Genomic DNA, 21,587 nt, shown 5'->3' with positions numbered 1-21,587 from the left:
CAGTGCCGATCGGTGTCTGGCTGGTCGACGCCCGGGGGGCCGTCGCGACCACAGCCGTGGTCGGGGCGACGGCGGTCCGGGCGGGAGCGGCCCCGCCCACCCAGTACGCCCGGTGGGCGGCGTTCGCGCAGGCCCCGTCGGCGGTGCGGCCGTGAGGGCCTGGCTGGAGCTGGTCCGCGCGCCCGCCGCGCTGTCGGTTCCCGGGGACACGCTCGCCGGCGCCGCGGCGGCCGGACGATCGGCCCGGCCCGGCCTCGCCGCCGCGTCGGTGCTGCTCTACTGGGCCGGAATGGCGCTCAACGACTGGTCGGACCGGAAGATCGACGCGAAGGAACGGCCGGAACGGCCCATCCCCTCCGGCCGGATCAGCCCGGAGGGCGCGCTCGGCCTCGCCGCCGCGCTGACCGGCGCCGGGGTGGCCACCGCCGCGGTCTTCGGCGGACGCCGCGGGTTCGCGCTCGCGGGACTGCTCGCCGGCGCCGCCTGGGCCTACGACCTGCGCCTCAAGCACACGGCGGCGGGCCCGGCCGCGATGGCGGCCTGCCGCGTGCTCGACGTCCTGCTCGGGGCGGGCCCCAACACGCGGGCGGCCGCCCCCATGGCGCTGGCCGTCGGCGCCCACACCTACGGGATCACCCTGCTCGGCCGCGCCGAGGTGGACGGCGCCACCCCCGCGACCGTCACGCAGGCGCTGGCCGCGACCGGCGCGTCCGCGGCGCTGGCCGCCGTCGCCTGCCGCGGCGGCGACACCACCGGGCGGCTGGGCGCCGCCGCGATGATCGCCGGCTACCTCGCCACCGCCGGAAGGGCCCAGGCGGCGCTGCGCGCCGACCCCGACCCCGAGCAGGTGCGGCAGGCGGTGCGGATGAGCATCCTCGGCCTGATCCCGCTGCAGGCGGCCGCGGTGGCCGGGCGGGGCAGGCTCGCCCAGGCGGCGGCGCTGCTGGCCGCGCTGCCGGCCGGCCGGTGGCTGTCGGCGAAGGTGGCCACGTCGTGACCGTGCTCATGAACTGGGCCTACTGCACCAACGGGTTCCGCGACCACCCGCTCGACCAGACACTGGAGGTGCTCGCCGACCTCGGCTACACCGGCGCGGCGGTCTCCCTCGACCACGGGCACCTCATGCCCGGGGCCTCCCCGGCGGAGGTCGGGCGGATCGCGGCGCTGGCGGAGCGACTCGGCCTGGCCCTCGCCGTCGAGACGGGCGGCCGTTACACGCTCGACCCCCGGCGCAAGCACTTCCCGACCCTGCTGCACGACGAGGCCGAGGCGCGGGTGCGTTTCCTGCGCGGGGCCATGCGGATCGCGGCCGACCTCGGCGCCCCCGTGGTGCACCTTTGGAGCGGCATCCGGCCGCCCGAGGTGCCCGAGCAGGAGGCGTGGGACCGGCTCGTACGGCAGTGCGAGCGCCTGCTCTCCGAGGCGGACGAGGCGGGCGTCACGCTCGGGTTCGAGCCCGAGCCGGGCATGCTCGTGGCGGATCTCGCCGGATACGAACGGCTGCGCGACCTGCTCGGCGGGCACCCGAGGTTCGGCCTCACGCTCGACATCGGGCACTGCCGCTGCCTGGAGCCGTACGACGTGACCGAGTGCGTCGAGCGGGCGCTGCCGCACCTGGTGCACGTCCAGATCGAGGACATGCGGCGGGGCGTCCACGAGCATCTCGAGTTCGGCGAGGGCGAGATCGACTTCCCGCCCGTGCTCGCCGCCCTCGACGGTTTCGGCGGGCTGGTCGCCGTCGAACTGGCGAGGCACAGCCACGCGGCGCCCGACGTGGCGCGAAGGTCGATCGAATTCCTGAGGAGGGCACATGACCTGGCTGGCGCGGGCCGTAGCCGACGTTGAGCGCGACCCTGAGACCGTCTACGCGGTGTTCCCGCGGGCCGCGCGTGAGGGCGGCCCGGGCGCCCGCGCGGAGCTGCTGAGAACGCTCACGAAGACCGTGCAGGACCCCGTGGCGGCCATCACGAAGCTCTACTGGCAGGGCGACGCGGGGGAGCGGCTGGAGATCCTGGAGTCGCTTCCGCAGCTCGACCTCGGTCCGGCCGCTCTCCCGCTCGTCCACGACGCCCTGCGGACCAACGACACCCGGCTGGTCGCCGCCGCGCTCGGCCCGTACGGCTCGGCCTGGCTTGACGACCACGCCTTCCGGCAGGGCGTGCTCAAGTGCGTTTTCATGTCCGTCCCGCTCACGTCCGTCGAGGGCCTCGACCGGCGGTTCGACGAGGAGCTGCGGCGCATGCTCGCCGACTTCGCCGCCGAGCGCCGCGCGGCCGGACGGCCCGTTCCCCCCGACGTTCTCGAGAGGCTCTGATTCCGATGAGGATCTTCGACCCCCACGTCCACATGACGTCCCGCACGACGGACGACTACGAGCGCATGTACGCCGCCGGGGTCCGTGCCGTCGTGGAGCCCGCCTTCTGGCTCGGCCAGCCGCGCACGAACGTCGGCAGCTTCCTCGACTACTTCGACGCGCTGCTCGGCTGGGAGCCGTACCGCGCCGCGCAGTACGGCATCCGCCACCACTGCACGCTCGCGCTCAACCCCAAGGAGGCCAACGACCCGCGCTGCGCGGGCGTGCTGGACGAGCTGCCCCGCTACCTGCTGAAGGACTCCGTCGTGGCGGTCGGCGAGGTGGGCTACGACTCGGTGACGCCGGAGGAGGACCGCGTCTTCGAGGCCCAGCTCGCGCTGGCCGACGAGCACGGCCTGCCGGTGCTCGTGCACACCCCGCACCGCGACAAGGCGGCCGGGACCCGGCGGACGCTCGACGTGGTCAAGGGCATGGAGCCCGGCAGGGTCCTCGTCGACCACCTCAACGAGCTGACCGTCGGCATGGTCCGCGACGCCGGGTGCTGGGCGGGTTTCTCGATCTACCCGGACACCAAGATGGACCCGGACCGGATGGTGGCGATCCTCAAGGAGTACGGCACCGAGCGGATGATCGTGAACTCCGCCGCCGACTGGGGACGCAGCGACGTGCTCAAGACCCGCGAGGTCGGCGAGGCCATGCTGGCCGCCGGGTTCACCGACGACGACGTGGACCAGGTGCTGTGGCGGAACCCGGTCGCGTTCTACGGCCAGAGCGGGCGCCTGCACCTGGACGACGTCGAGTCCGGCGGCGACTACGAGGGCAACACGATCCTGCGCGGGACGCGCTGACATGCGTCTGCTGCATCCCTCCGGTTCCGTCGTCCACCTGGCCTACTGCACCAACGTCCACCCCGCCGAGGACCTCGACGGGATCCACGGGCAGCTGTCCGGCGTCGCCGCCCGGGTGCGGGCGCTGACCGGCGCCCCCGTGCTGGGCCTCGGGCTGTGGCTGTCGTCGGGCGCGGCGCGGGCGCTGCGGGCCGACCCCGGTGAGCTGGCGCGGCTGCGCGCCCGGCTGGACGAGCTGGGGCTGGAGGTCGTCACCCTCAACGGCTTCCCCTACCAGGGCTTCCACGACCAGGTCGTGAAACTTCGGGTGTACCGGCCCGACTGGGCGGAGCCGGAACGGCTCGCCTACACCCTCGACCTGGCCGAGATCCTCACCGCGCTGCTGCCGGACGACGTGACCGAGGGCTCGATCTCGACGCTGCCCCTCGCCTGGCGCACCGGCTGGACGCCGGACAAGGCCGGGGCCGTCGCCGCCAACCTCGACGCGCTCACCCGCGGCCTGCGGGAGCTGGCGGAGCGCACCGGCAAGACGATCCGCGTCGGCTTCGAGCCCGAGCCCGGCTGCATCGTGGAGACCACGCCCCAGGCGGTCGAGCTGCTGGCCGGCACCGACCCCGCGCATCTCGGCGTCTGCCTCGACGCCTGCCACCTCGCCGTCGGTCTCGAGGAGCCCGCCGACGCCGCCGCCCTGGGGCTGCCGATCGTGAAACTCCAGGTCTCGTCCGCCGTCGAGGCGCCGCCGGGTGGCCAGCGCGCGCTGGCGGCGTACGAGGAGGAGCGGTATCTCCACCAGACGCGCTGCGCCGCCGGATACGCCGACGACCTGCCGGAGGCTCTGGCCGGCGGGCTCCCGGCGGACCTGCCGTGGCGCACGCACTTCCACATGCCGCTGCACGCCGCGCCCCCGCCTCCGCTCGCCACGACCACCCCGTACCTGGAGGACCTGCTGGAACGCCTCCTGGCCTCCCCGGACGCGCCCCTCACCCGGCACCTCGAGGTCGAGACCTACACCTGGAGCGTGCTTCCCGGCCCGGTGGACGTCGCGGAGGGCATCGCGGCCGAGCTGGACTGGACCCGGCGGCGGCTCGCCGCCCTCGGACTTAAGGAGATCTGATGGCGCCCGTCGTCGTCGTGAACGTCGTCGGCCTGACCCCGCGCCTGCTGGCGCACATGCCGAACGTGTCCAAGGTCGGCACCGCCGCGTCTTTGCGGCCCGTGCTGCCCGCCGTGACCTGCTCGGTGCAGGCGACTCTGCTGACCGGATCGATGCCGCGCGACCACGGCATCGTCGGCAACGGCTGGTACTTCAGGGACCTCGGCGAGGTCTTCCTGTGGCGGCAGCACAACCGGCTGATCCAGGGCGAGCAGCTGTGGGACGCGGTGCCCGGGATCCGCACGGCCAACGTCTGCTGGTGGTACGCCATGGGCGGCTCCAGCGACTTCATCGTCACCCCGCGCCCGATCTACTACGCCGACGGGCGCAAGGAGCCCGACTGCTACACCAGGCCGCCGCAGCTGCACGACGACCTGGTCGCCGAGCTGGGCGAGTTCCCGCTGTTCACCTACTGGGGGCCGACGGCGAGCATCACCTCGTCCAAGTGGATCATCGCGGCCGCCCGCCGGATCCTCGCGAAGGAACGGCCGGACCTGCTCATGGTCTACATCCCGCACCTCGACTACGACCTGCAGCGCTTCGGGCCCGACGCGCCGCAGGCGGTCGCGGCGGCCCGGGAGGTCGACGCCGCGCTCGCGCCGCTGCTGCAGGAGGACGCCACGGTGATCGTGCTGTCCGAGTACGGCATCACCAACGCGTCCCGCCCGGTCGACGTCAACCGGGCGCTGCGCAGGGCGGGGCTGCTGGAGGTCTACACGCAGGACGGCATGGAGTATCTCGACCCCTGGGCCTCCCGGGCCTTCGCGGTCGCCGACCACCAGGTCGCCCACGTCTACGTGAACGACCCCGCCGACCTGGCCCGCGCACGGGACGTCGTGGCCGAGCTGCCGGGCGTGGACGAGGTGCTGGGTCAGGAGGGCAAGGTCAAGTACGGCCTCGACCACGAGCGGGCCGGCGACCTCGTCGCCGTGGCGGAGCCGGACGCGTGGTTCACCTACTACTACTGGCTGTCCGACGACCGGGCGCCCGACTTCGCGAAGCTCGTGGAGATCCACCGCAAGCCGGGATACGACCCGGCGGAGCTGTTCATGGACCCGGACGACCCGCTGGTGAAGCTGCGCGCCGGCACGGCGCTGGCCCGCAAGAAGCTGGGCATGCGCTACAAGATGTCGGTCGTGCCGCTCGACCCGGAGCCGGTGCGCGGCAGCCACGGCCGCCTGCCCGACGCGGCGGCGGACGGGCCGGTGCTGCTCGGCCCCTTCGACCGGGACGCCTACGCCGCGACCGAGGTCAAGGGCCTGATCACGCAGCTGCTGAAGGGCTGAGCCCTTTACGGACGGCCGCCGTCCCCCGAGGGGGGCGGCGGCCGTCCGGCGTCCTGAGCCGGCCGTGCGGGCCGCGCGCTCACTCGACGGAGAAGACGTGGTCGCTGATCAACCGGGTCGCCCCGATGATCCCGGCCGTGTCGCCGAGCTCGGACAACACGATGGGCAGGTTGCCGGTGGCCAGCGGCAGCGAGCGCTGGTAGACCACGCTGCGGATCTCCGCGAGCAGCGCGTGGCCGAGGCCGGCCACGCCGCCTCCGATGATCACCAGGCCGGGGTTGAAGAAGCTCACGAGCGATGCCAGCACCAGGCCCACGTGCCGCCCGCCTTCGCGGACCATCCGTACGGCGGCGGCGTCCCCCGAGGCGGCCGCCGTGGCGACGTCCTCCGCTGTCAGCGTGCCCTCCTGCGCGAGCCGTTCCGCGAGGAAGGGGGAGTCGCCCGACTCCGCGGCGGCCCGCGCGTCGCGGGCAAGCGCCGCGCCGCCGAAGTACGCCTCCAGGCAGCCCGTGTTGCCGCAGGTGCACAGCGGGCCGTCCTCGGACACCCGGATGTGCCCGATGTCGCCGGCGCTGCCGGTCACGCCGCGGTAGATCTCGCCGTCCACCACGATGCCGCAGCCGATGCCGGTGCCGATCTTCACCAGCAGGAAGTCGCCGACGGCCCTGGCCAGGCCCGAGTGCAGCTCGCCCAGTGCCATGATGTTCACGTCGTTGTCCACGAGCACCGGGCAGCCGAACTCGCGGCTCAGCGTCTCCCGCACGGGGAAGCGGTCCCAGCCCGGCATGATCGGGGGCGAGACCGGCGTCCTGTCGAGGAAGCTCACCGGGCCGGGGACCCCGATCCCGACGCCGTGGATCTCGGTCGTTCCGCCGGCCCGCAGCTTGCCGACCAGGTCGAGGGCCTGCTCCAGCACGGCCTCGGGGCCGTCCCGCACGTCCGCCGGCTTCGACAGATGGCCGAGCACCTCCAGCTCGCCGTTGGTCAGCCCGACGTCGATGGACGTGGCGCCGATGTCGATGCCGACGAACCGCAGGTGTGAGGCGACCCGTACGATGCCCGACCGGCGGCCGCCCCGCGAGGCCGCGAGCCCGCCCGATTCGAGAAGGTTCAGTTTGGTGAGCCGGTCGAGCTCGAGGGTGAGCTTCGACGGTGACAGACGGGTCACCTCGCCGAGTTCGGCGCGCGAGCGCGCGCCGTCCTGACGCAGGAGGCGCAGGATTCGCGCCTGGTGCGGGTTCTCGGGGCGAGCCGTCATACGCTTCACGCCGCTCTTCGGGGTCGGGGACTCGGATGAGTGTCAGAAGCGACTGCACTTCTGCTCCCAGTGCAACAACTTTATTACAGCGAACCCTTACTTTTTGCCTAGAAGGTGAAAAGTTTCTAAGGATCTTGCGTTCCTGTCGGCTTTGTCGGCCGGTGTTCCGAAACATGACTCTGTGTGCTCTGCCGTGGCGGCCGGGCTCCCCGCTTCGCGGCGGGACACGCCCGCGCCGGTGGGGGCACCGGGCGTACGGGCCGGTAGCTTTGCCCCATGGACGGGATTGCGGGACGTCATGTGGTCGTCGTCGGCGGGGGCATCGCGGGTCTGGCCGCCGCGCTGCACCTGAACCGGGCCGACGCCGGCCTGCGGGTCACAGTGCTGGAGGCGGCGCCGAGGGTCGGCGGCAAGCTGTACGCCTCGCAGGTGGCGGGGATCGAGGTCGACGCGGGCGCCGAGTCGATGCTGGCGCGGCGGCCCGAGGGCAAGGAACTGGCCCGGCTGGCCGGCCTCGGCGACGACCTGGTGGACCCCGGCACGACCCGGGCCGCGGTCCTGTCGCGCGGGGCGCTGCGCCCGCTGCCCCGGCAGCAGGTGATGGGCGTCCCCTCCGACGTGGTCGCCCTCGCGCGCTCGGGCGTCCTGTCGCCGGCCGGGCTCGCCCGGGTGCCCCTCGACCAGTTCCTGCCGCCGACGCTCGTGACCGGAGACGTCTCCGTGGCGGCGTACATCCGGGCCCGGATGGGGAGCGAGGTCGTCGACCGGCTGGTCGAGCCGCTGCTCGGCGGCGTGTACGCGGGCCGGGCCGACATGCTGTCGCTGGACGCGACCATGCCGAGGATCGCCGCCGTCGCCCGCACCGATCGGTCGCTGCTGCAGGCGGCCCGGAGCATCACGGCGGAGGCCCCCGCGGACGCCGGGCCGGTCTTCACCACGCTCAGGAACGGCCTGGGCGCGCTGCCCGCCGCGGTGGCCAAGGAGTCGGGCGCGCAGATCCGCACCGGCGTCACCGTCCGCGACCTGATCAGGACGCCGGACGGCTGGCGGCTGGTCACCGGTCCCACCAGGGACGAGGAGACGATCGACGCCGACGCCGTCGTCCTGGCGGTCCCCGCACGGCCCGCCTCGCGCCTGCTCCGGCGGGAGGCGCCGAAGGCGGCGGCCGAACTGGCCGCGATCGAGTACGCCAGCATGGGGATCGTCACCCTCGCCTATCCCAGGGCGGCGTTCCCCGAGCCGCCGGAGGGCAGCGGCTACCTCGTGCCGCCGGTCGAGGGCAGGCCGGTCAAGGCGGCGACGTTCAGCAGCGTCAAGTGGCCCCACCTCGCCGAGGCCGACCGCAACGTCCTGATCGTGCGGTGCTCGCTCGGCCGGCTGGGCGAGGAACTCGTGCTCCAGCGCGACGACGCCGAGCTGACGGCTCTGGCGATGAACGAGATGGCCGAGATCATGGGCGTGCGGGGCCTGCCGCTGGACACCCGGGTCACCCGCTGGGGCGGCGCGCTCCCGCAGTACGACGTGGGCCACCTCGACCGCGTCGCCCGCGTGCGCGCCGCGATCGCCGGACAGCCCGGCCTCGCCGTCTGCGGCGCCGCGTACGAGGGCGTCGGCATCCCGGCCTGCGTCGCGACCGCCCGCACCGCCGCCAAGCTCGTCCTGGAGCACCTGCGGGAGACACAGCACCTGCGGGAGACACAGCACCTGCGGGAGACACAGCACCTGCGGGAGACACAGCACCTGCCGGAGACACAGGGCACACCGGCCGCGGACGCCTGAGGGGCGGCGTGGACGCCTGCCGCCGACGGGCCTGATCTGGGAGGCACCCGGCGGCCGGACCACCGCCCCCCACCGGCAGAATGGAGGCATGACGGAGCCTGCCCCGCGGCCCAAGGCGCGCGATCTCAACCTGGTCATCCGCTACACGATGTGGTCGGTCTTCCGGCTGCGCGACCGCCTTCCCGACGCCCGCGAGGGCGTGGCCGACGAGGTCGAGGAACTGCTCGCGCAGGCGGCGGGCAAGGACGTGACGACCCGGGGCTGCTACGACGTGGCCGGGTTCCGCGCCGACGCCGACTTCATGTTCTGGTGGCACGCCGCCTCGCCGGAGGACCTGCAGGAGACCTACACCCGCTTCCGCCGCACCGCCCTCGGGCGCGCGAGCGAGCCGGTGTGGTCGGCCATGGCCCTGCACCGCCCGGCCGAGTTCAACAAGTCCCACATCCCGGCCTTCCTCGCGGAGGAGGAGCCCAGGGGCTTCGTCTGCGTCTACCCCTTCGTACGGTCCCTGGAGTGGTACCTGCTGGAGGACTCCGAGCGGCGCACGATGCTGGCCGAGCACGGCATGATGGCGCGCGAGTACCCCGACGTGCGGTCCAACACGGTCGCCTGCTTCGCGCTCAACGACTACGAGTGGATGCTGGCGTTCGAGGCCGACGAGCTGCACCGCATCGTCGACCTGATGCGCCACCTGCGCGGAGCCGAGGCGAGGCGGCACACCAGGATCGAGATCCCCTTCTACACCGGCACCCGCAAGCCGGTCGGCGAGCTCGTCGCCGCGCTGCCCTAGCGATCGCGCCCCGGCCTGGGGCCCGGGCGCCGAGGACGCCGCCCGGGGCTTTTCCCACTCGGCGCGGCGCCCGTGCCCGTCAGAAGCCCGGGAAGAGGGAGCGCAGGTCGTCCAGCGCCACCGAGCCCCTGGCCGTGACGCCGTCGACACCGGGGCGGTTGCGTCCGTAGACGAGGCGCAGGACGGCGTCGGCGGTTCCGGTGACCGTGGCCGCGGGGTCCGCCGGCTCCTCGGGGCGGATGCGCGGTTCCTCTCCCAGGTCGAGACAGACCGTGCGCCGCAGGTCGGTCAGCTCCAGCGCCACCCGGGCGGGAGCGAGGCGGCGGAGCGTGCCGCGGTCGTGGAACCGGCGCGTGACCAGGTCGAGGCGTTCCCACAGCAGGCGCGCCTCCTCGCCGGGGACGGTCGCGCCGGGGTCGAGGGCCACGGTCACATCCCAGCCGTGCACCGACTGCTCCGACAGGCGGTAGCCCAGGTAGGCGGGAACGCCGATCTGTCCCGCGAAGTACGGGATCCGCACAGTGGCGCGCTCGGCCGCGTCGAGGGAGTCCAGCAGGCCCAGGTGCCGGGCGTCGGCCTCCCGCCACGCCGCCCTCTGCGCGAGCGGGGGCAGCTCGTCCCAGCGTGCCCAGACCGGCAGCATCTCCTCGCGGGTCGGACCGGTCATGTCCCCGGCCCTGCCCCGCTCCACCAGCCTCGCGCTGATCTCCGCCCCGCTGCCCAGGTGAGACAGCACCTGGGCGATGCTCCAGCCGTCCGCGTAGGACGGCTGCTTCAGTTCCTCCTCCGAGAGCCCGTACACCAGCGCGGTCAACGACCGTGAGGCGGCGTGCAGCGCCGCGAGCCGACGGGCGGTGTCCTGCGTGGTCTCCATGCTGATCACTCCTTCGGGTTCGTGGACGGCGGTTCGGCGGCCGGCCCGGCCGCCGAACCGCGCCGGGTGGGACAGGGTCAGACCGCCCAGCGGCCGCCGTCCACGTGGAGGGTCGTCCCGTGGACGAAGCTCGCCCGCGGCGAGGCCAGGAACGTGATCGCTTCGGCGATCTCCTCCGGGGAGGCGGGACGGCCGGCGGGCAGGGTCCGTGCGAGGATCTCCAGGTCCTCGCCCATGGGCGCGGTGCCCTCTGTGCGGGTCGGGCCGGGGCTCACCGCGTTGACCCGCACGCCCCTGGGGCCGAACTCGGCGGCCCACGACTTGGTGAGGAGCACGATCGCGGCCTTGCTGGAGCCGTACAGGCTGTAGCCGGAGTGGCCGTACTCCGCCACCATCGTGGTGACGTTGACGATCGCGCCCCCGCCGCGCAGGGCCATGGCCGGCGCCAGCTCGGCGACGAGGAAGAACGGGGCCTTCACGTTGACGTCGTAGACCCCGTCGAAGTCCTGCTCGGTCATGTCCGTCGAGGGGGCGAAGGGGTAGACGCCGGCGTTGTTCACCAGCACGTCCACATGGCCCACCAACTCGGTCGCGCGCCGCGCGAGCGACCGCGCGGACGCCTCGTCGCGCAGGTCGGCCGCGACGAAGTGCGCCCGGCCGCCCCTCGCGAGGATCTCTTCGACCGCCTGCTCGCCCTGCCGCTCGTCGCGGCCGGACAGCACCACCTCGGCGCCGAGCCGGGCCAGCGTCAGCGCGGTCACCCGTCCGATTCCCTTGGTGGCCCCCGTGACCAGAGCGCCCTGTCCCGCCAGCTCCCCGGTCGTCACTTCCACGGTCATCACGTTCACCCTTGGTTGTTCGGTTCGTCGCCGGCCTCCGGATGGGCGGCTCGGCGCTTCGAAGAGGTGAAAGCGAGAATCGGCGCGGAGCTTCCGATCTGCTCATAGCGGCGGCTTATGCCCGCCATCAGCCACGTCGGGAACCGTCCCCGGGCCCCGGCCACGACGGACGTCCGGCGGGCCGTACGTCCGTCGTGGCCGGAGCGGTCCACGCCTCGGCGGAGTACGCAAGGGACATTCGGGCGGATCTTGCGCTAAGCGTCGAAAACGGTCTTGGCGGCCCGAAGTCTTTGCCATACTGTGACGAAGGATGGACGTCTGGGTGAGGCAGAGTGGCTAGCGGGCTGGCACGTTCCAGGGGGCGCCGCCGCAAGAGGCGGGCCCGTTCGCACGTCGTCGAAGTGTCCCTGGGGGTGGCCGCCTTCGCCGTCGGGGCCGTCGCGATCGCCTGGCCGCTGTCGCGGTCCGACGCGGAGCCCGGGCACGTGGTCGCCGCGCCGGCGCCGCAGGCCTCCCCGGCCGGCGAGCTGACCGTCGCCAGCGTCGAAACCGACAAGAAGCCGGCCGCGAAACGGGACAAGAAGGCGGCCGAGGAGAAGGCGTCGGGACCGTCCAAGTACACCGACACCTCGGCGCAGGCCTACTTCCGCAGCAGGTGGAGCGACAAGACCGCCAAGCGGGTCAAGGACATCCGCACCGAGGGCGGCTACCTGCGCATCTACACGAACCTCCCCGAGAACGCAGACAACTCCAAGACCGCGATCACGCTGTGCAAGCGCGGCCTGGAGTATCTGGCCGAGCGTGGGGAGGCCAACCCCGTGGTGTTCGTCCAGTCCCGGTTCGGCGAGAACGGCAACCCCGTCCTCGCCAACGTCCTCGGCCCGGACGACGACGACTGCCGGGTCACCTACCCCGAGCCGAAATAGGCGTCACTCGCCCGGCTGCAGGGTCAGGCAGACCGAGTTGATGCAGTACCGGTCGTCGGTCGGCGTGGGATAGCCCTCGCCGTGGAACACGTGCCCGAGGTGCGAGTCGCAGCGGGCGCAGCGGACCTCCACCCGGCGCATGCCGAGGGAGTCGTCCTCGTGCAGGGTCACGGCGGCCGACTCGGACGGCTCGTAGAACGACGGCCAGCCGCAGTGCGACTCGAACTTGGTGTCCGACCGGAACAGCTCCGCCCCGCAGGCACGGCAGGAGTAGACGCCGACGGTCTTGGTGTCGACGTACTCGCCGGCGAACGGGCGCTCGGTACCCGCCTGCCGGAGGACCCGGTATTCCTCGGGGGAAAGCTGCGCGCGCCACTCGGCGTCGCTCTTGATTACCTTCTCCATGCTCACCACCCTGCCTTCGGCAGCCCCTCGCGGGGATTACGAAGTGAGAAACTCCAGGGACGCCCCGGATCTTCCCCGCACATGTTGGTGAGCCGGAGCATCCTTTTCCAGGTCTTCCGGCGTCTTCACTGACGAGGGGGTTGATCGCCGTCACCCGCGCGGGGGCGGTCACCCGCACCGCCGTCAGGGCGGCGAGGCACCCGACCCGTGCTGGACGCCGCCGGACGGTGAGAGGAGGCCGCCCGAGGGCGGCCGCCGTGGTCCGTCCCGTCGCGTGCGGCGCCGTCCGAACGCGAGCGCGCCGTACGCGACCACGTGCCTGCGCCGGGAGGGCGCGGCCGTGGGAGCGCCCGGTCCGGCCGCCGTCGGCAGCCCGGGACGGACCCCCTCATCCGGGTAGGGTCACCTCCATGGCTTCGCCGTACATCGAGATAGAGGTGGGTGGCCGCACGGTCAAGGTCACCAATCCGGACAAGGTCTACTTCCCCGAGATCGGCGCCACCAAGCGCGACCTGGTGGAGTACTACGTGAGCGTGGGGGACGGTGTACTGCGCGCCCTGCGGGAGCGGCCGACCTACCTCAAGCGGCACCCCGACGGCGTCGGCACCGAAGCGATCTACCAGAAGCGGATGCCCCGGCATCCCGACTGGATCGAGACCGTCACCGTGCGCTTCCCCAGCGGGCGCACCGCCGACGCGTTCTGCCCGACCGAGGTGGCGGCCATCGCGTGGTGCGCCAACCTCGGCACGATCGACTTCCACCCGTGGCACGCCCGCCGCGCCGACCTCGACCACCCCGACGAACTGCGCATCGACATCGATCCGCAGCCCGGCACCTCGTTCGAGCAGGCCCGCACGGTGGCCTTCACGGCCAAGGAGATCCTCGACGAGCTGGGCATGACGGGCTTCCCCAAGACCTCGGGCAGCCGCGGCGTCCACGTGAACGTGCGCATCGAGCCCCGCTGGACCTTCACCGAGGTGCGGTACGCCGCGATCGCCTTCGCCCGGGAGGTCGAGCGGCGCTCGGACCTCGCGACGAGCGCCTGGTGGAAGGAGGAGCGGGGGGAGAAGGTCTTCATCGACTACAACCAGAACGCCCGCGACCGCACGGTGGTGGCCGCCTACTCGGTCCGCGCGCGGCCCGACGCCCGGGTTTCCGCCCCGGTGACCTGGGAGGAGCTGGCCGACTGCGACCCGCGCGACTTCGACATCAAAACGATGCCGGAGCGGTTCGCCGAGCTGGGCGACGTGCAGCGGGCGATCGACGACCGGGCCCACGACATCGGCACGCTGCTGGAGTGGTACGACGCCGACGAGCGGGGCGACATGCCGTACCCGCCGAACTACCCGAAGATGCCCGGCGAGCCGAGGCGCGTGCAGCCGAGCAAGGCGAGGCCGTCCAGCTGATCCTGACTCGCCGAACGGTGTTTTTGTCCGCCTGTCTCTGCTCTTGATCGGCTCTTGCATTCCCGCTCGGTGTCCCTGGAGACGGGTGCGGGGATGGTCCTGGCGAGCGCTCGCCGACGGGGGAGCGGGCGCTCGTCCCCGGGCAAGACCGCATACGGACGAACCTGGAACACCCACGAGCCTCGCCCTCGTACCGCTGCCGAGGGCGGGGCCGTTGTGCACACGACCGAGCAGGGGGAGACATCCGCATGTGCCTGAGCTGCGGCCGCGGCGAACCTGACGACGACCGCGGGAGTCCCGGCCACATCACCTGGACGGATCCGCGGACGGCTGCCAGGGCCGCGGACGTCGGCCCGGAGCGGGCCGCCGGCGCCGTCAGCGTCCGGGATGGAAGCCCTCGGCAGGCCGCCTTCCTGACGAACGGCCGTTGTCCCCTGCCCGGAACAGCTGGAAGCCGCCGCTAGACCGATATGTATGGAGAGTGACCAAGTGACGACACCGGTCAAGAGGATCACGATGTCCAAGCCGTTCTGCGCCCTCGCGGGCGTCGGGCCGTACGCCCTCGCCAAGGCCGGCGAGGTGTACGAGGACATGGCGCTCCGCGGGCGCAGGATCGTGAGCAAGATGAGCCGTGAGGCCGCGCAGGAGTTCGAGGAGACCGCGCACGAGCTGGAGGACCTCTCCAGGACCGCTCGCCAGCAGGAGAGGCAGGAGCGGGAGACGGTCGCCCAGACGCCCGGCAGGGCCCGCGCCACGTCGAGGGCCTGACACGAGGGCCCGCCGGGCCGTGCGGCACGCGCGCCCGGTCACGCCGCCGGCCACCCCGGCACCGGCCTGGCCGGAACGCGCGGTGGCCGTCGGCGTCCCGGCGCGTGCCGGTGGGTGGATCAGTGGTGGAAGCTGGTCGCGGCGTCCGGGCCGAACATCGGGGCGGGCTGCCTGTGCAGCCAGGGCAGCAGGCTGTCAAGGTCGTCCGCCAGGCGATCGGCCAGATCGAGTGAGAAGCCGTTGCGGCACACCACCCTCAGCACGTGCAGGTCGTCCCGGTTGGGCGGGAACGGGTAGGCCGGCACCAGCCAGCCCCACTCCCGCAGCCGCCGGGACACGTCGTAGACGTTGAACCTGGTGACGTCGTCGCCGGTGGTGAAGGCGAACACCGGCAGCTGGTCGCCCCGGGTGAGGAGCCGGAAGCAGCCGAGGCCCTCGATGCGCTCGGCGAGATGGGTCGCCACCCGCCGGAGGGCGCCCTGTACTTCGCGGAACCCTTCGTAACCGAGCCGGAGGAAGTTGTAGTACTGCGCGACGACCTGCGACCCGGACCGGGAGAAGTTCAGTGTGAACGTCGCGACGTCCCCGCCGAGGTAGTCGACGTGCTCCACCAGATCACCCGGGAGCGCGTCCCGGTCCCGCCACAGGATCCACCCGAGCCCCGGATAGACCATCCCGTACTTGTGCCCGGAGACGTTGATGGAGGCGACCCGCGGAAGGCGGAAGTCCCACATCAGGTCCGGTTCGAGGAAGGGGGCGATCATCCCGCCCGACGCGGCGTCCACGTGCACGGGGACGGACCACCCGGTGCGTTCCTCGAGCGCGTCGAGCGCCGCGCAGATGCCGGCGATCGGCTCGTAGCTTCCGTCCATCGTGGAGCCGAGGACGGTGACGACGCCGATCGTGTTCTCGTCGCACTGCCCGGCCGCCTCCTCGGCGCCCAGATGGAACCGGTCGCCCTCCATGGGTACCGTGCGGGGCTCCACCTCCCAGTAGTTGCAGAACTTCTGCCAGCACACCTGGGTGTTGACGCCCATGACCAGGTTGGGCCGCGCTCCGGCGGCGTAGCGGCCGGCGTTGCGCCGCATCCAGCGGCGTTTGAGCGCCATCCCGCCGAGCATGCACGCCTCGCTGGACCCGACGGTGGACGTCCCTATCGAGGAGTCGGGGTCGGGGGCGTTCCACAGATGGCCGATCATCGGGACGCAGCGCTGCTCCAGCTCGGCGGTCGCGGGATACTCGTCCCTGTCGATGAGGTTTCTGTCGGCCATGTCGCCCATGAGCGCGTGCGCCTCCGGCTCCATCCAGGTGCTCACGAAGGTGGCGAGGTTCAGCCGTGGGTTCCCGTCGAGCATCAGCTCGTCGCGGATGAGCCGGGACACGCTGGCGGGCGCCGTGGGCCCCTCCGGCAGCCGGCGCCGGGGAGGGACCGACGTGATCCCGGAGGCGGGGTCGGTCGCCCCGAACAACGGGTTGACCCATACCGGCCGCTGCCCGGCCCGCCTGCCTTCCTGTGGAGTCACCGTCCGCTCCTCTCCATCTCGGGTCAGGGTGTAGCTGGGCTGAATGGGTGCATATCGAAAAAGTCCGGTCTGACGACCGTGTACGTCGACTCCGGCACCTCCAGCCACAGGCCGGGCAGGTCACGCAGCGGCTCGGACACGACGAGCCGCGCGTCGTCGGAGAGATCGGCCGACTCGAACACCTCCGGATGGAGGTGCCGGAGCGTCTGGGTGTTCGAGCTGTGGAAGAGCGACCGCGAACGGCGGTCGCTGGAGTAGCGGAAGGACCACAGGCACTCCCCGTCCGAGGTGGCCAGCGACATCTGGAGCGGATCGTCCACGTCGTGCCGGCGCGCCGTCCGCTCCACGAGACCGGCCATCCGCTCCACCGCTCCCGGCGGGTCCTCGCGCATCCCCAGTGTGAGCGCCAGGAAGAACATGACCTCCGAGTCCGTGGACCCCTCGATCGCCGGGAACAGGTCCGGGGCGACGGCCAGGACCAGATCCCGTTTGAGACGGCCGAACTCGGAGATCGCGCCGTTGTGCATCCACAGCCAGGAGCCGTACCTGAACGGATGGCAGTTCGTCTGCTGAATCGCCGTTCCAGAGGACGCGCGCACGTGCGCCATGAACAGCGGCGACCGGACGTGGCGGGCCAGTTCGCGGAGATTGCGGTCGCCCCACGCGGGTTTGGTGTCCTTGAACACCGCGGGCGGCACGCCGGCGTCGCCGTAGTAACCGACGCCGAATCCGTCGCCGTTCACCGTCTCCTCGCCGTACCTCGCGTGGAGACTCTGGTCGATCAGGGAGTTCTCCGGCTCGTAGAGCAGTTTCTCCAGGGCGATCGGCGAGCCGGTGTAGGTCAGCCAGCGGCACATGAGTTCTGTCCCCCCACGGCAGCGGGTCGCCGTCTCGATGTCCCGTCACATCGGCGGCGTTCCGCGCGGGTGGGGCCGCGGCGGTACGACCCGCTTCCGCCCGATCGGCTCCGGGCTCGTCGGACGCCCGCCGATCGAGCCTCACCGCCGCTGTCCCCTTCGTCTGCCCTTCCCATCCGTGCCGGTTGTACGCGTGGTGGGGTCCACCGTTCGGGCCGAGGGCCCCCGCGTCAGCGCGTACGCGGCCACACGCCGTCGTAGCGGTAGCCCAGCTTCTCGACGTCCAGGACGCCCGCGACCGTGTCGCCGTACCGGGGCAGGCGGCTGTTCTCGGTCACGTTCCCGTACGCCGACCGGACCGGGACCTCGGGATGGCGGGAGCGCCACATCTGCCACAGCAGGTCGCCGAAGCAGGCGACGACCCAGTAGAGGGGGTCGTTCGGAGCGGCGGCCTGGGCCAGGTCCCCTCCGATGCCCATCTGCACCGCGCCGATGTGGATCTCCAGCTGCATGTTGAACACCTGGAAGTCCGGATTTTTCAGCATGGTGGCGATGAGATCGGCCGAGGCCCATGGGGAGATCTTCCCGCCGTCGGCGTAGGAACGCCGGAGCGGATGGACTTGCGGGATTCTGGCGGTCCACCCCGCGAACGCGCCGTCGAGCACGGCCTGATCGTGCTTCGCATTGCCGTTTCCTCCGAAATACGCCTTCGACAGCACCGTCGAGCGCTCCGGCGCCCGGCTGTCGAGAGGCCAGTCCCAGTACGGCACGGACACGGCCGGATCGATGCGCTGGAGCTCCTGCTCGAAGTGCAGGAGATACCTGCGCTGCCACGGCAGGAAGAAGCCGTTGGCGTGGGTGGCCGCGAAGTTGTCCGTGTAGGTCTTGACCAGCGCGTCGTAGGTCCCCCGTGCCTTCAGCGCGCGCACCGCCCGGACGAACGCCTCCCACTGCTGCTTGGTCATGTCGCCGAGCCGCCGGCGGACCGGCGGCCGGACCGGGTCCGCGTGCGCCGCCGCCCCGCTCACCCCGAACGCGATCGCCGCCGTGCCCAGCACCGCCGACGCCAGCATCTCCCGCCTGCTCGGCCCGCGCATATGTCCGCCCCCCGAATGTTCACCGGATCCTGTGGCCTGTTGCGACCGGCCGAAAGATTAGAACGGCGAAGCCCCGGGATCGTGAATTTCGCGCCGTGTCGGGGTGCCGGGAGGGATGAAACGGTCATCGGCGGCAGCGGGGCTTGGGGGGCGGGGCGTCGCGGCGGTGTTGCCGGTGCGGTGTTCCCTGACTTGTTCACCGGCTCCTCGTTCGCTTTGCGAGCGGCTCGTTCCTCACCGCTCACTCCGTCACCGCGTCGGGTTCTCTCGTGTGCCACTGTAGGAAGCGTGCGCCGCATCCACCCCTACGCCGAGGACGAGCCGGACATCCCCGCCGCCTACGCCTACCCGCGCGACCACTGGTTGCGCCTCAACATGGTCGCCAGCGCCGACGGCGCGGCCTGGGTCGAGGGCCACTCGGAGGGCCTGTCCGGCCGGGCCGACAAGCGGATCTTCGGACTGCTGCGCGGCCTGGCCGACGTGGTGCTGGCCGGGGCCGCCACCGTTCGCACGGAGGGATACCGGCCGGCGCGCCCACGCGAGTCGTGGCGGGATCTGCGGGAGGGCAGGCCTCCGGCGCCGCCCGTCGCCGTCGTCACGCGCCGCCTCGACCTCGATCTCGGCAGCTCGCTGTTCACCGAGGCCGAGCCGTACGCCCGGACGATCGTGATCACGACGGAGTCGGCGCCGAAGGACCGCCGCGAGGAGGCGGCCGCGAGGGCGGACCTCATCGTCGCGGGCGACGAGCGGGTCGATCTGGCGAGGGCCGTGAGCGAGCTGCGCGACCGGGGGCTCGGCCGCGTCCTGTGCGAGGGCGGCCCCCGGGTGAACGCGCAGCTGGCCGCCGCCGGCCTGGTCGACGAGCTGGCGCTGACCGTGAGCCCGCTGCTGACCGGCGGCGACGCGGCGCGCATACTGGACGGCGTCGCATCGCACACGCCGCTGACCCTCGCTCAGGTGCTCGAAGAGGACGGCTTCCTCTTCTGCCGCTACATCAGGGAGGCGCAGGATGAAGCTTCCGGTTGAGCCGGAGATCCCCGACCTGGATCTGCCGGTAGTTCCGCCGGTCGCGCCGATGCTCGCCAAGGCCGTCAAGGGGCTGCCGAAGCAGGACGGCACGCTCTACTACGAGCCGAAGTGGGACGGCTTCCGCTGCATCGTCTTCCGCGACGGCGACGAGGTCTTCCTCGGCAGCAGGAACGAGCGGCCCTTCACGCGCTACTTCCCCGAGCTGGTCGAGGCCGTCAGGCGGGAGCTGCCGCCCAAGTGCGTGGTGGACGGCGAGATCGTGCTGATCAGAGGGCAGTCGCTCGACTTCGACGCGTTGCAGCAGCGCATCCATCCCGCGCAGTCCCGGGTGCGGCTGCTGGCGGAGAACACGCCCGCGTCCTTCGTCGCCTTCGATCTGCTCGCCACCGCGACGGAAGACCTCATGGAGGCGCCGTTCTCGGAGCGGAGGGCCCGGCTGGAGGAGACGCTGGCGGGTGCGGGCCGGTCCGTGCGGCTCACGCCGGTCACCCGGGACGAGAGCCGGGCCGCCGAGTGGTTCAACGCGTTCGAGGGCGCCGGTCTGGACGGCATCGTCGTCAAGCCGGGCGACCAGCCGTACACGCCGGACAAGCGCGTGATGTTCAAGGTCAAGCACGAGCGGACGGCCGACTGCGTGGTGGCGGGCTACCGCGAGCACAAGTCGGGGCCGATCGTCGGCTCGCTGCTGCTCGGGCTCTACTCGACGGACGGCCGCCTGCACCATGTGGGCGTCGCCGCGTCCTTCCCGATGAAGCGGCGCGAGGAGCTCGTCGAGGAGCTCGCGCCCTACCGGGTGCAGGACCTGAGCGAGCATCCGTGGGGACACTGGGCCGAGGTCGCGGGGGGCGGCGCCGAGGGCCAGCGCCTGCCCGGGGCCGTGTCGCGGTGGAACGCCAAGAAGGATCTGTCGTTCATCCCGCTGCGGCCGGAGCGGGTGGTCGAGGTGGCCTACGACCACATGGAGGGCGATCGCTTCCGGCACACCGCCCAGTTCCGCCGCTGGCGCCCGGACCGCACCCCCGCGTCCTGCACCTACGAACAGCTCGAACGCCCGGTGAGCTACGACCTCGACAAGATCCTCGCCCGCTGACCCGCTGACCCGCTGCCGCTGACCCGCTGCGCCACCGGGCCGTCGGCCGGCCTGACCCTCAGCCCGCCAGTGCACGGACGGCCGCGGTGACGACGACGGCGACCGCGACGACCACCAGGAACGGCGCGCGCAGCAGTAGCGCGACGGCCGCCGCGGCGAGCCCGGCGGCCCGGGCGTCGACGACGAGCGTGCGGCCGTCGGCGAAGGTCTGCAGGGCGATCAGCGCGGCCAGCGCCGCGATCGGCACCAGCGCGGCCAGCCTGCGGACGAGTGGCCGCTCCAGCACCGCCGCCGGCACCGATAGGCCGAGCAGCTTCACGGCGTAGCACCCGGCCGCGGTGACGACGATCGCGACCCAGACCATCAGCGTCCTCCTCGGGACGGGCGACGGGTGAGCAGCCGTGACACGGCGAGTACGGCGAGTACGGCGGGCGCGGCGAGCACGGCCACCAGCACCGGCACGCCCGCGGTCACGAACGGCACGCAGACGAGGGCGAGCACGACGGCCAGCGCCGCCACCGCCACGGCCACCGCCGCCTCCGCGCGCCGGGGGAGCGGGCCCCGGGCCGGCGATGCGCCGGCTGCCGGTGTTCCAGGTGCCTGTGTGCCGGATGCTTGAGTGCCAGGTGGTGGCGTGCCGGGCGGCGCCGTCTGCGGGCGGGCCGGCTCATCGGCCGGTTCCGGGCGGGCCGGCTGATCGGCCGGTTCCGGGAAGGCCGGGGAAGCCGCAGGGGGAGCGGTGGCGGGCGCGGAGGAGGAGCGGGCCCGGAGCATGGGCAGGAGCAGGGCGAGGAAGACTGCCGGACCGGCGGCGTCGAGCCCCCACGCCGCCGGATCGCCCAGCGCGGAGGCGCCCAGCGCGCCCAGGAACGTGGTGATGTTCCATCCGGCGTACAGGCTGACCCCGGTGACCGTGAACCCGAGCCGGGCGAGGCGCCGGTCGGGCTGGGCCAGGGCCACGGCGGAGGTCTCGTCGATCACCCACTGCGCGGCGAGCGGGCGGACCGATGCGGGGAGCCCGAGCAGCTGGGACAGCCGCAGCCCGTAGAAGGCGTTGCGGACGCCGAGCAGCAGCGCCCCGGCCGCGGCGGCGAGTGGGTTCCCGCCGCTGCCGAGCGCGCCTACCAGCGCGAACTGGGACGCCCCGGTGAACACGAACAGCGACAGCACGCAGGTCTGGACGACGGTCATCCCCGCGCCCGCCGAGGTCACGCCGAACGCGAAGCCCGACAGGCCGACGGCCGTGCCGACCCCGAGGGCGTCCCGCACGACCGCCGCCCGGGGTTTCGGCGGCAGGCCGGCCTGCACTGGTGTCGTGGTCACGGCCCCGAGAGTAACGAAGCGT

Annotated in this window: 23 protein-coding genes; 14 read left to right on the top strand and 9 right to left on the bottom strand. The window is 72.5% G+C overall.

Annotation, left to right across the window (positions count from 1 at the left end; genetic code table 11):
- Nucleotides 1-2 precede the first annotated feature (2 nt).
- The 7 genes from ACIBK1_RS10115 to ACIBK1_RS10085 are packed head-to-tail and all read left to right on the top strand — an operon-like array spanning nt 3 to nt 5,601.
- Complete coding sequence (locus ACIBK1_RS10115) at nt 3-155, top strand: hypothetical protein (RefSeq protein WP_156080698.1); 153 nt, start codon at nt 3-5, stop codon at nt 153-155.
- Nucleotides 152-997 (top strand): SCO3242 family prenyltransferase, encoded by an 846-nt coding sequence (locus ACIBK1_RS10110; protein WP_030505426.1) that lies wholly within the window; start codon nt 152-154, stop codon nt 995-997. The genes ACIBK1_RS10115 and ACIBK1_RS10110 overlap by 4 nt, the downstream gene beginning before the upstream one ends.
- On the top strand, nt 994-1,845 hold the full coding sequence (locus ACIBK1_RS10105) for a sugar phosphate isomerase/epimerase family protein (RefSeq protein WP_357318832.1): 852 nt from the start codon (nt 994-996) through the stop codon (nt 1,843-1,845). Before ACIBK1_RS10110 ends, ACIBK1_RS10105 begins: the two co-directional genes overlap by 4 nt.
- On the top strand, nt 1,811-2,314 hold the full coding sequence (locus ACIBK1_RS10100) for an EboA domain-containing protein (protein ID WP_076434674.1): 504 nt from the start codon (nt 1,811-1,813) through the stop codon (nt 2,312-2,314). The genes ACIBK1_RS10105 and ACIBK1_RS10100 overlap by 35 nt, the downstream gene beginning before the upstream one ends.
- A 5-nt stretch (nt 2,315-2,319) precedes the next feature.
- Nucleotides 2,320-3,162, top strand: a complete 843-nt coding sequence (locus ACIBK1_RS10095; protein ID WP_030505423.1) for a TatD family hydrolase — start codon at nt 2,320-2,322, stop codon at nt 3,160-3,162.
- A 1-nt stretch (nt 3,163) separates the two neighbouring features.
- Nucleotides 3,164-4,276 (top strand): metabolite traffic protein EboE, encoded by a 1,113-nt coding sequence (eboE, locus tag ACIBK1_RS10090; RefSeq protein WP_030505422.1) that lies wholly within the window; start codon nt 3,164-3,166, stop codon nt 4,274-4,276.
- Nucleotides 4,276-5,601, top strand: coding sequence for an alkaline phosphatase family protein (locus ACIBK1_RS10085; protein ID WP_030505421.1), 1,326 nt, complete (start codon nt 4,276-4,278; stop codon nt 5,599-5,601). Before eboE ends, ACIBK1_RS10085 begins: the two co-directional genes overlap by 1 nt.
- Before the next feature lie 79 nt (nt 5,602-5,680).
- Here the strand turns inward: ACIBK1_RS10085 and ACIBK1_RS10080 are convergent, their stop codons facing one another.
- Entirely contained in the window at nt 5,681-6,859 is a 1,179-nt protein-coding gene (locus ACIBK1_RS10080; RefSeq protein WP_030505420.1) for an ROK family transcriptional regulator, read from the bottom strand.
- Nucleotides 6,860-7,135: 276 nt separating this feature from the next.
- On the opposite strand from ACIBK1_RS10080, the gene hemG reads away from it, so the two are divergent.
- Together hemG and hemQ are read left to right on the top strand one after the other, a co-directional pair.
- Nucleotides 7,136-8,638, top strand: a complete 1,503-nt coding sequence (hemG, locus tag ACIBK1_RS10075) for a protoporphyrinogen oxidase (protein WP_396733849.1) — start codon at nt 7,136-7,138, stop codon at nt 8,636-8,638.
- 88 nt (nt 8,639-8,726) lie between these two features.
- On the top strand, nt 8,727-9,428 hold the full coding sequence (hemQ, locus tag ACIBK1_RS10070) for a hydrogen peroxide-dependent heme synthase (RefSeq protein ID WP_030505418.1): 702 nt from the start codon (nt 8,727-8,729) through the stop codon (nt 9,426-9,428).
- A gap of 79 nt (nt 9,429-9,507) precedes the next feature.
- Here hemQ and ACIBK1_RS10065 read toward each other — a convergent pair whose 3' ends face one another.
- Nucleotides 9,508-10,302 carry a maleylpyruvate isomerase family mycothiol-dependent enzyme gene (locus tag ACIBK1_RS10065; protein ID WP_396733846.1) on the bottom strand — a complete coding sequence of 265 codons (795 nt, stop codon included), beginning with the start codon at nt 10,300-10,302 and terminating at the stop codon, nt 9,508-9,510.
- A gap of 77 nt (nt 10,303-10,379) precedes the next feature.
- Nucleotides 10,380-11,141 (bottom strand): SDR family NAD(P)-dependent oxidoreductase, encoded by a 762-nt coding sequence (locus ACIBK1_RS10060; RefSeq protein ID WP_396733843.1) that lies wholly within the window; start codon nt 11,139-11,141, stop codon nt 10,380-10,382.
- 332 nt (nt 11,142-11,473) lie between these two features.
- Here ACIBK1_RS10060 and ACIBK1_RS10055 point away from each other — a divergent pair, with 332 nt between their 5' ends.
- Nucleotides 11,474-12,067, top strand: a complete 594-nt coding sequence (locus ACIBK1_RS10055; protein ID WP_396733840.1) for a hypothetical protein — start codon at nt 11,474-11,476, stop codon at nt 12,065-12,067.
- Nucleotides 12,068-12,070: 3 nt separating this feature from the next.
- On the opposite strand, the gene msrB is transcribed toward ACIBK1_RS10055, so the two are convergent.
- On the bottom strand, nt 12,071-12,472 hold the full coding sequence (msrB, locus tag ACIBK1_RS10050) for a peptide-methionine (R)-S-oxide reductase MsrB (protein ID WP_030505414.1): 402 nt from the start codon (nt 12,470-12,472) through the stop codon (nt 12,071-12,073).
- 410 nt (nt 12,473-12,882) lie between these two features.
- On the opposite strand from msrB, the gene ligD reads away from it, so the two are divergent.
- Nucleotides 12,883-13,878 (top strand): non-homologous end-joining DNA ligase, encoded by a 996-nt coding sequence (gene ligD, locus ACIBK1_RS10045; protein WP_357322587.1) that lies wholly within the window; start codon nt 12,883-12,885, stop codon nt 13,876-13,878.
- 489 nt (nt 13,879-14,367) lie between these two features.
- Nucleotides 14,368-14,646, top strand: coding sequence for a hypothetical protein (locus ACIBK1_RS10040; RefSeq protein ID WP_156080695.1), 279 nt, complete (start codon nt 14,368-14,370; stop codon nt 14,644-14,646).
- Between the two features lie 119 nt (nt 14,647-14,765).
- Here ACIBK1_RS10040 and ACIBK1_RS10035 read toward each other — a convergent pair whose 3' ends face one another.
- From ACIBK1_RS10035 to ACIBK1_RS10025, 3 genes are all read right to left on the bottom strand, one after another.
- Complete coding sequence (locus tag ACIBK1_RS10035; RefSeq protein WP_396733837.1) at nt 14,766-16,169, bottom strand: glutamate decarboxylase; 1,404 nt, start codon at nt 16,167-16,169, stop codon at nt 14,766-14,768.
- A gap of 23 nt (nt 16,170-16,192) precedes the next feature.
- Entirely contained in the window at nt 16,193-17,026 is an 834-nt protein-coding gene (locus ACIBK1_RS10030; protein ID WP_030505410.1) for a class II glutamine amidotransferase, read from the bottom strand.
- A gap of 230 nt (nt 17,027-17,256) precedes the next feature.
- Nucleotides 17,257-18,123: a tyrosinase family protein gene (locus tag ACIBK1_RS10025; RefSeq protein ID WP_396733833.1), complete on the bottom strand. Its 867-nt coding sequence runs from the start codon at nt 18,121-18,123 to the stop codon at nt 17,257-17,259.
- Between the two features lie 288 nt (nt 18,124-18,411).
- On the opposite strand from ACIBK1_RS10025, the gene ACIBK1_RS10020 reads away from it, so the two are divergent.
- Together ACIBK1_RS10020 and ACIBK1_RS10015 are read left to right on the top strand one after the other, a co-directional pair.
- On the top strand, nt 18,412-19,149 hold the full coding sequence (locus tag ACIBK1_RS10020; protein WP_030505408.1) for a pyrimidine reductase family protein: 738 nt from the start codon (nt 18,412-18,414) through the stop codon (nt 19,147-19,149).
- Nucleotides 19,133-20,242: an ATP-dependent DNA ligase gene (locus ACIBK1_RS10015; protein ID WP_449566881.1), complete on the top strand. Its 1,110-nt coding sequence runs from the start codon at nt 19,133-19,135 to the stop codon at nt 20,240-20,242. The genes ACIBK1_RS10020 and ACIBK1_RS10015 overlap by 17 nt, the downstream gene beginning before the upstream one ends.
- A 58-nt stretch (nt 20,243-20,300) precedes the next feature.
- Here ACIBK1_RS10015 and ACIBK1_RS10010 read toward each other — a convergent pair whose 3' ends face one another.
- Nucleotides 20,301-20,609 (bottom strand): AzlD domain-containing protein, encoded by a 309-nt coding sequence (locus ACIBK1_RS10010; protein ID WP_030505406.1) that lies wholly within the window; start codon nt 20,607-20,609, stop codon nt 20,301-20,303.
- The gene (locus tag ACIBK1_RS10005; RefSeq protein WP_396733830.1) at nt 20,606-21,565 is read right to left on the bottom strand and encodes an AzlC family ABC transporter permease; all 960 of its coding nucleotides are present in this window, start codon (nt 21,563-21,565) and stop codon (nt 20,606-20,608) included. Before ACIBK1_RS10005 ends, ACIBK1_RS10010 begins: the two co-directional genes overlap by 4 nt.
- Nucleotides 21,566-21,587 lie beyond the last annotated feature (22 nt).

This window comes from Microbispora rosea (assembly GCF_044460045.1).
In the GTDB taxonomy this organism is placed as follows: domain Bacteria; phylum Actinomycetota; class Actinomycetes; order Streptosporangiales; family Streptosporangiaceae; genus Microbispora; species Microbispora rosea.
Note: the sequence above shows the minus strand (reverse complement) of the source record. Positions and strands in the feature narration are given on the sequence as shown.

Bases quoted from the DNA above. Each gene is read 5' to 3' on its own strand.
- hemG (WP_396733849.1), top strand. From the start codon at position 7,136: ATGGACGGGATTGCGGGACGTCATGTGGTCGTCGTCGGCGGGGGCATC.
- ACIBK1_RS10080 (WP_030505420.1), bottom strand. From the start codon at position 6,859: ATGACGGCTCGCCCCGAGAACCCGCACCAGGCGCGAATCCTGCGCCTC.
- hemQ (WP_030505418.1), top strand. From the start codon at position 8,727: ATGACGGAGCCTGCCCCGCGGCCCAAGGCGCGCGATCTCAACCTGGTC.
- ligD (WP_357322587.1), top strand. From the start codon at position 12,883: ATGGCTTCGCCGTACATCGAGATAGAGGTGGGTGGCCGCACGGTCAAG.
- ACIBK1_RS10095 (WP_030505423.1), top strand. From the start codon at position 2,320: ATGAGGATCTTCGACCCCCACGTCCACATGACGTCCCGCACGACGGAC.
- msrB (WP_030505414.1), bottom strand. From the start codon at position 12,472: ATGGAGAAGGTAATCAAGAGCGACGCCGAGTGGCGCGCGCAGCTTTCC.
- ACIBK1_RS10100 (WP_076434674.1), top strand. From the start codon at position 1,811: ATGACCTGGCTGGCGCGGGCCGTAGCCGACGTTGAGCGCGACCCTGAG.
- eboE (WP_030505422.1), top strand. From the start codon at position 3,164: ATGCGTCTGCTGCATCCCTCCGGTTCCGTCGTCCACCTGGCCTACTGC.
- ACIBK1_RS10060 (WP_396733843.1), bottom strand. From the start codon at position 11,141: ATGACCGTGGAAGTGACGACCGGGGAGCTGGCGGGACAGGGCGCTCTG.
- ACIBK1_RS10015 (WP_449566881.1), top strand. From the start codon at position 19,133: ATGAAGCTTCCGGTTGAGCCGGAGATCCCCGACCTGGATCTGCCGGTA.
- ACIBK1_RS10085 (WP_030505421.1), top strand. From the start codon at position 4,276: ATGGCGCCCGTCGTCGTCGTGAACGTCGTCGGCCTGACCCCGCGCCTG.
- ACIBK1_RS10030 (WP_030505410.1), bottom strand. From the start codon at position 17,026: ATGTGCCGCTGGCTGACCTACACCGGCTCGCCGATCGCCCTGGAGAAA.
- ACIBK1_RS10025 (WP_396733833.1), bottom strand. From the start codon at position 18,123: ATGCGCGGGCCGAGCAGGCGGGAGATGCTGGCGTCGGCGGTGCTGGGC.
- ACIBK1_RS10065 (WP_396733846.1), bottom strand. From the start codon at position 10,302: ATGGAGACCACGCAGGACACCGCCCGTCGGCTCGCGGCGCTGCACGCC.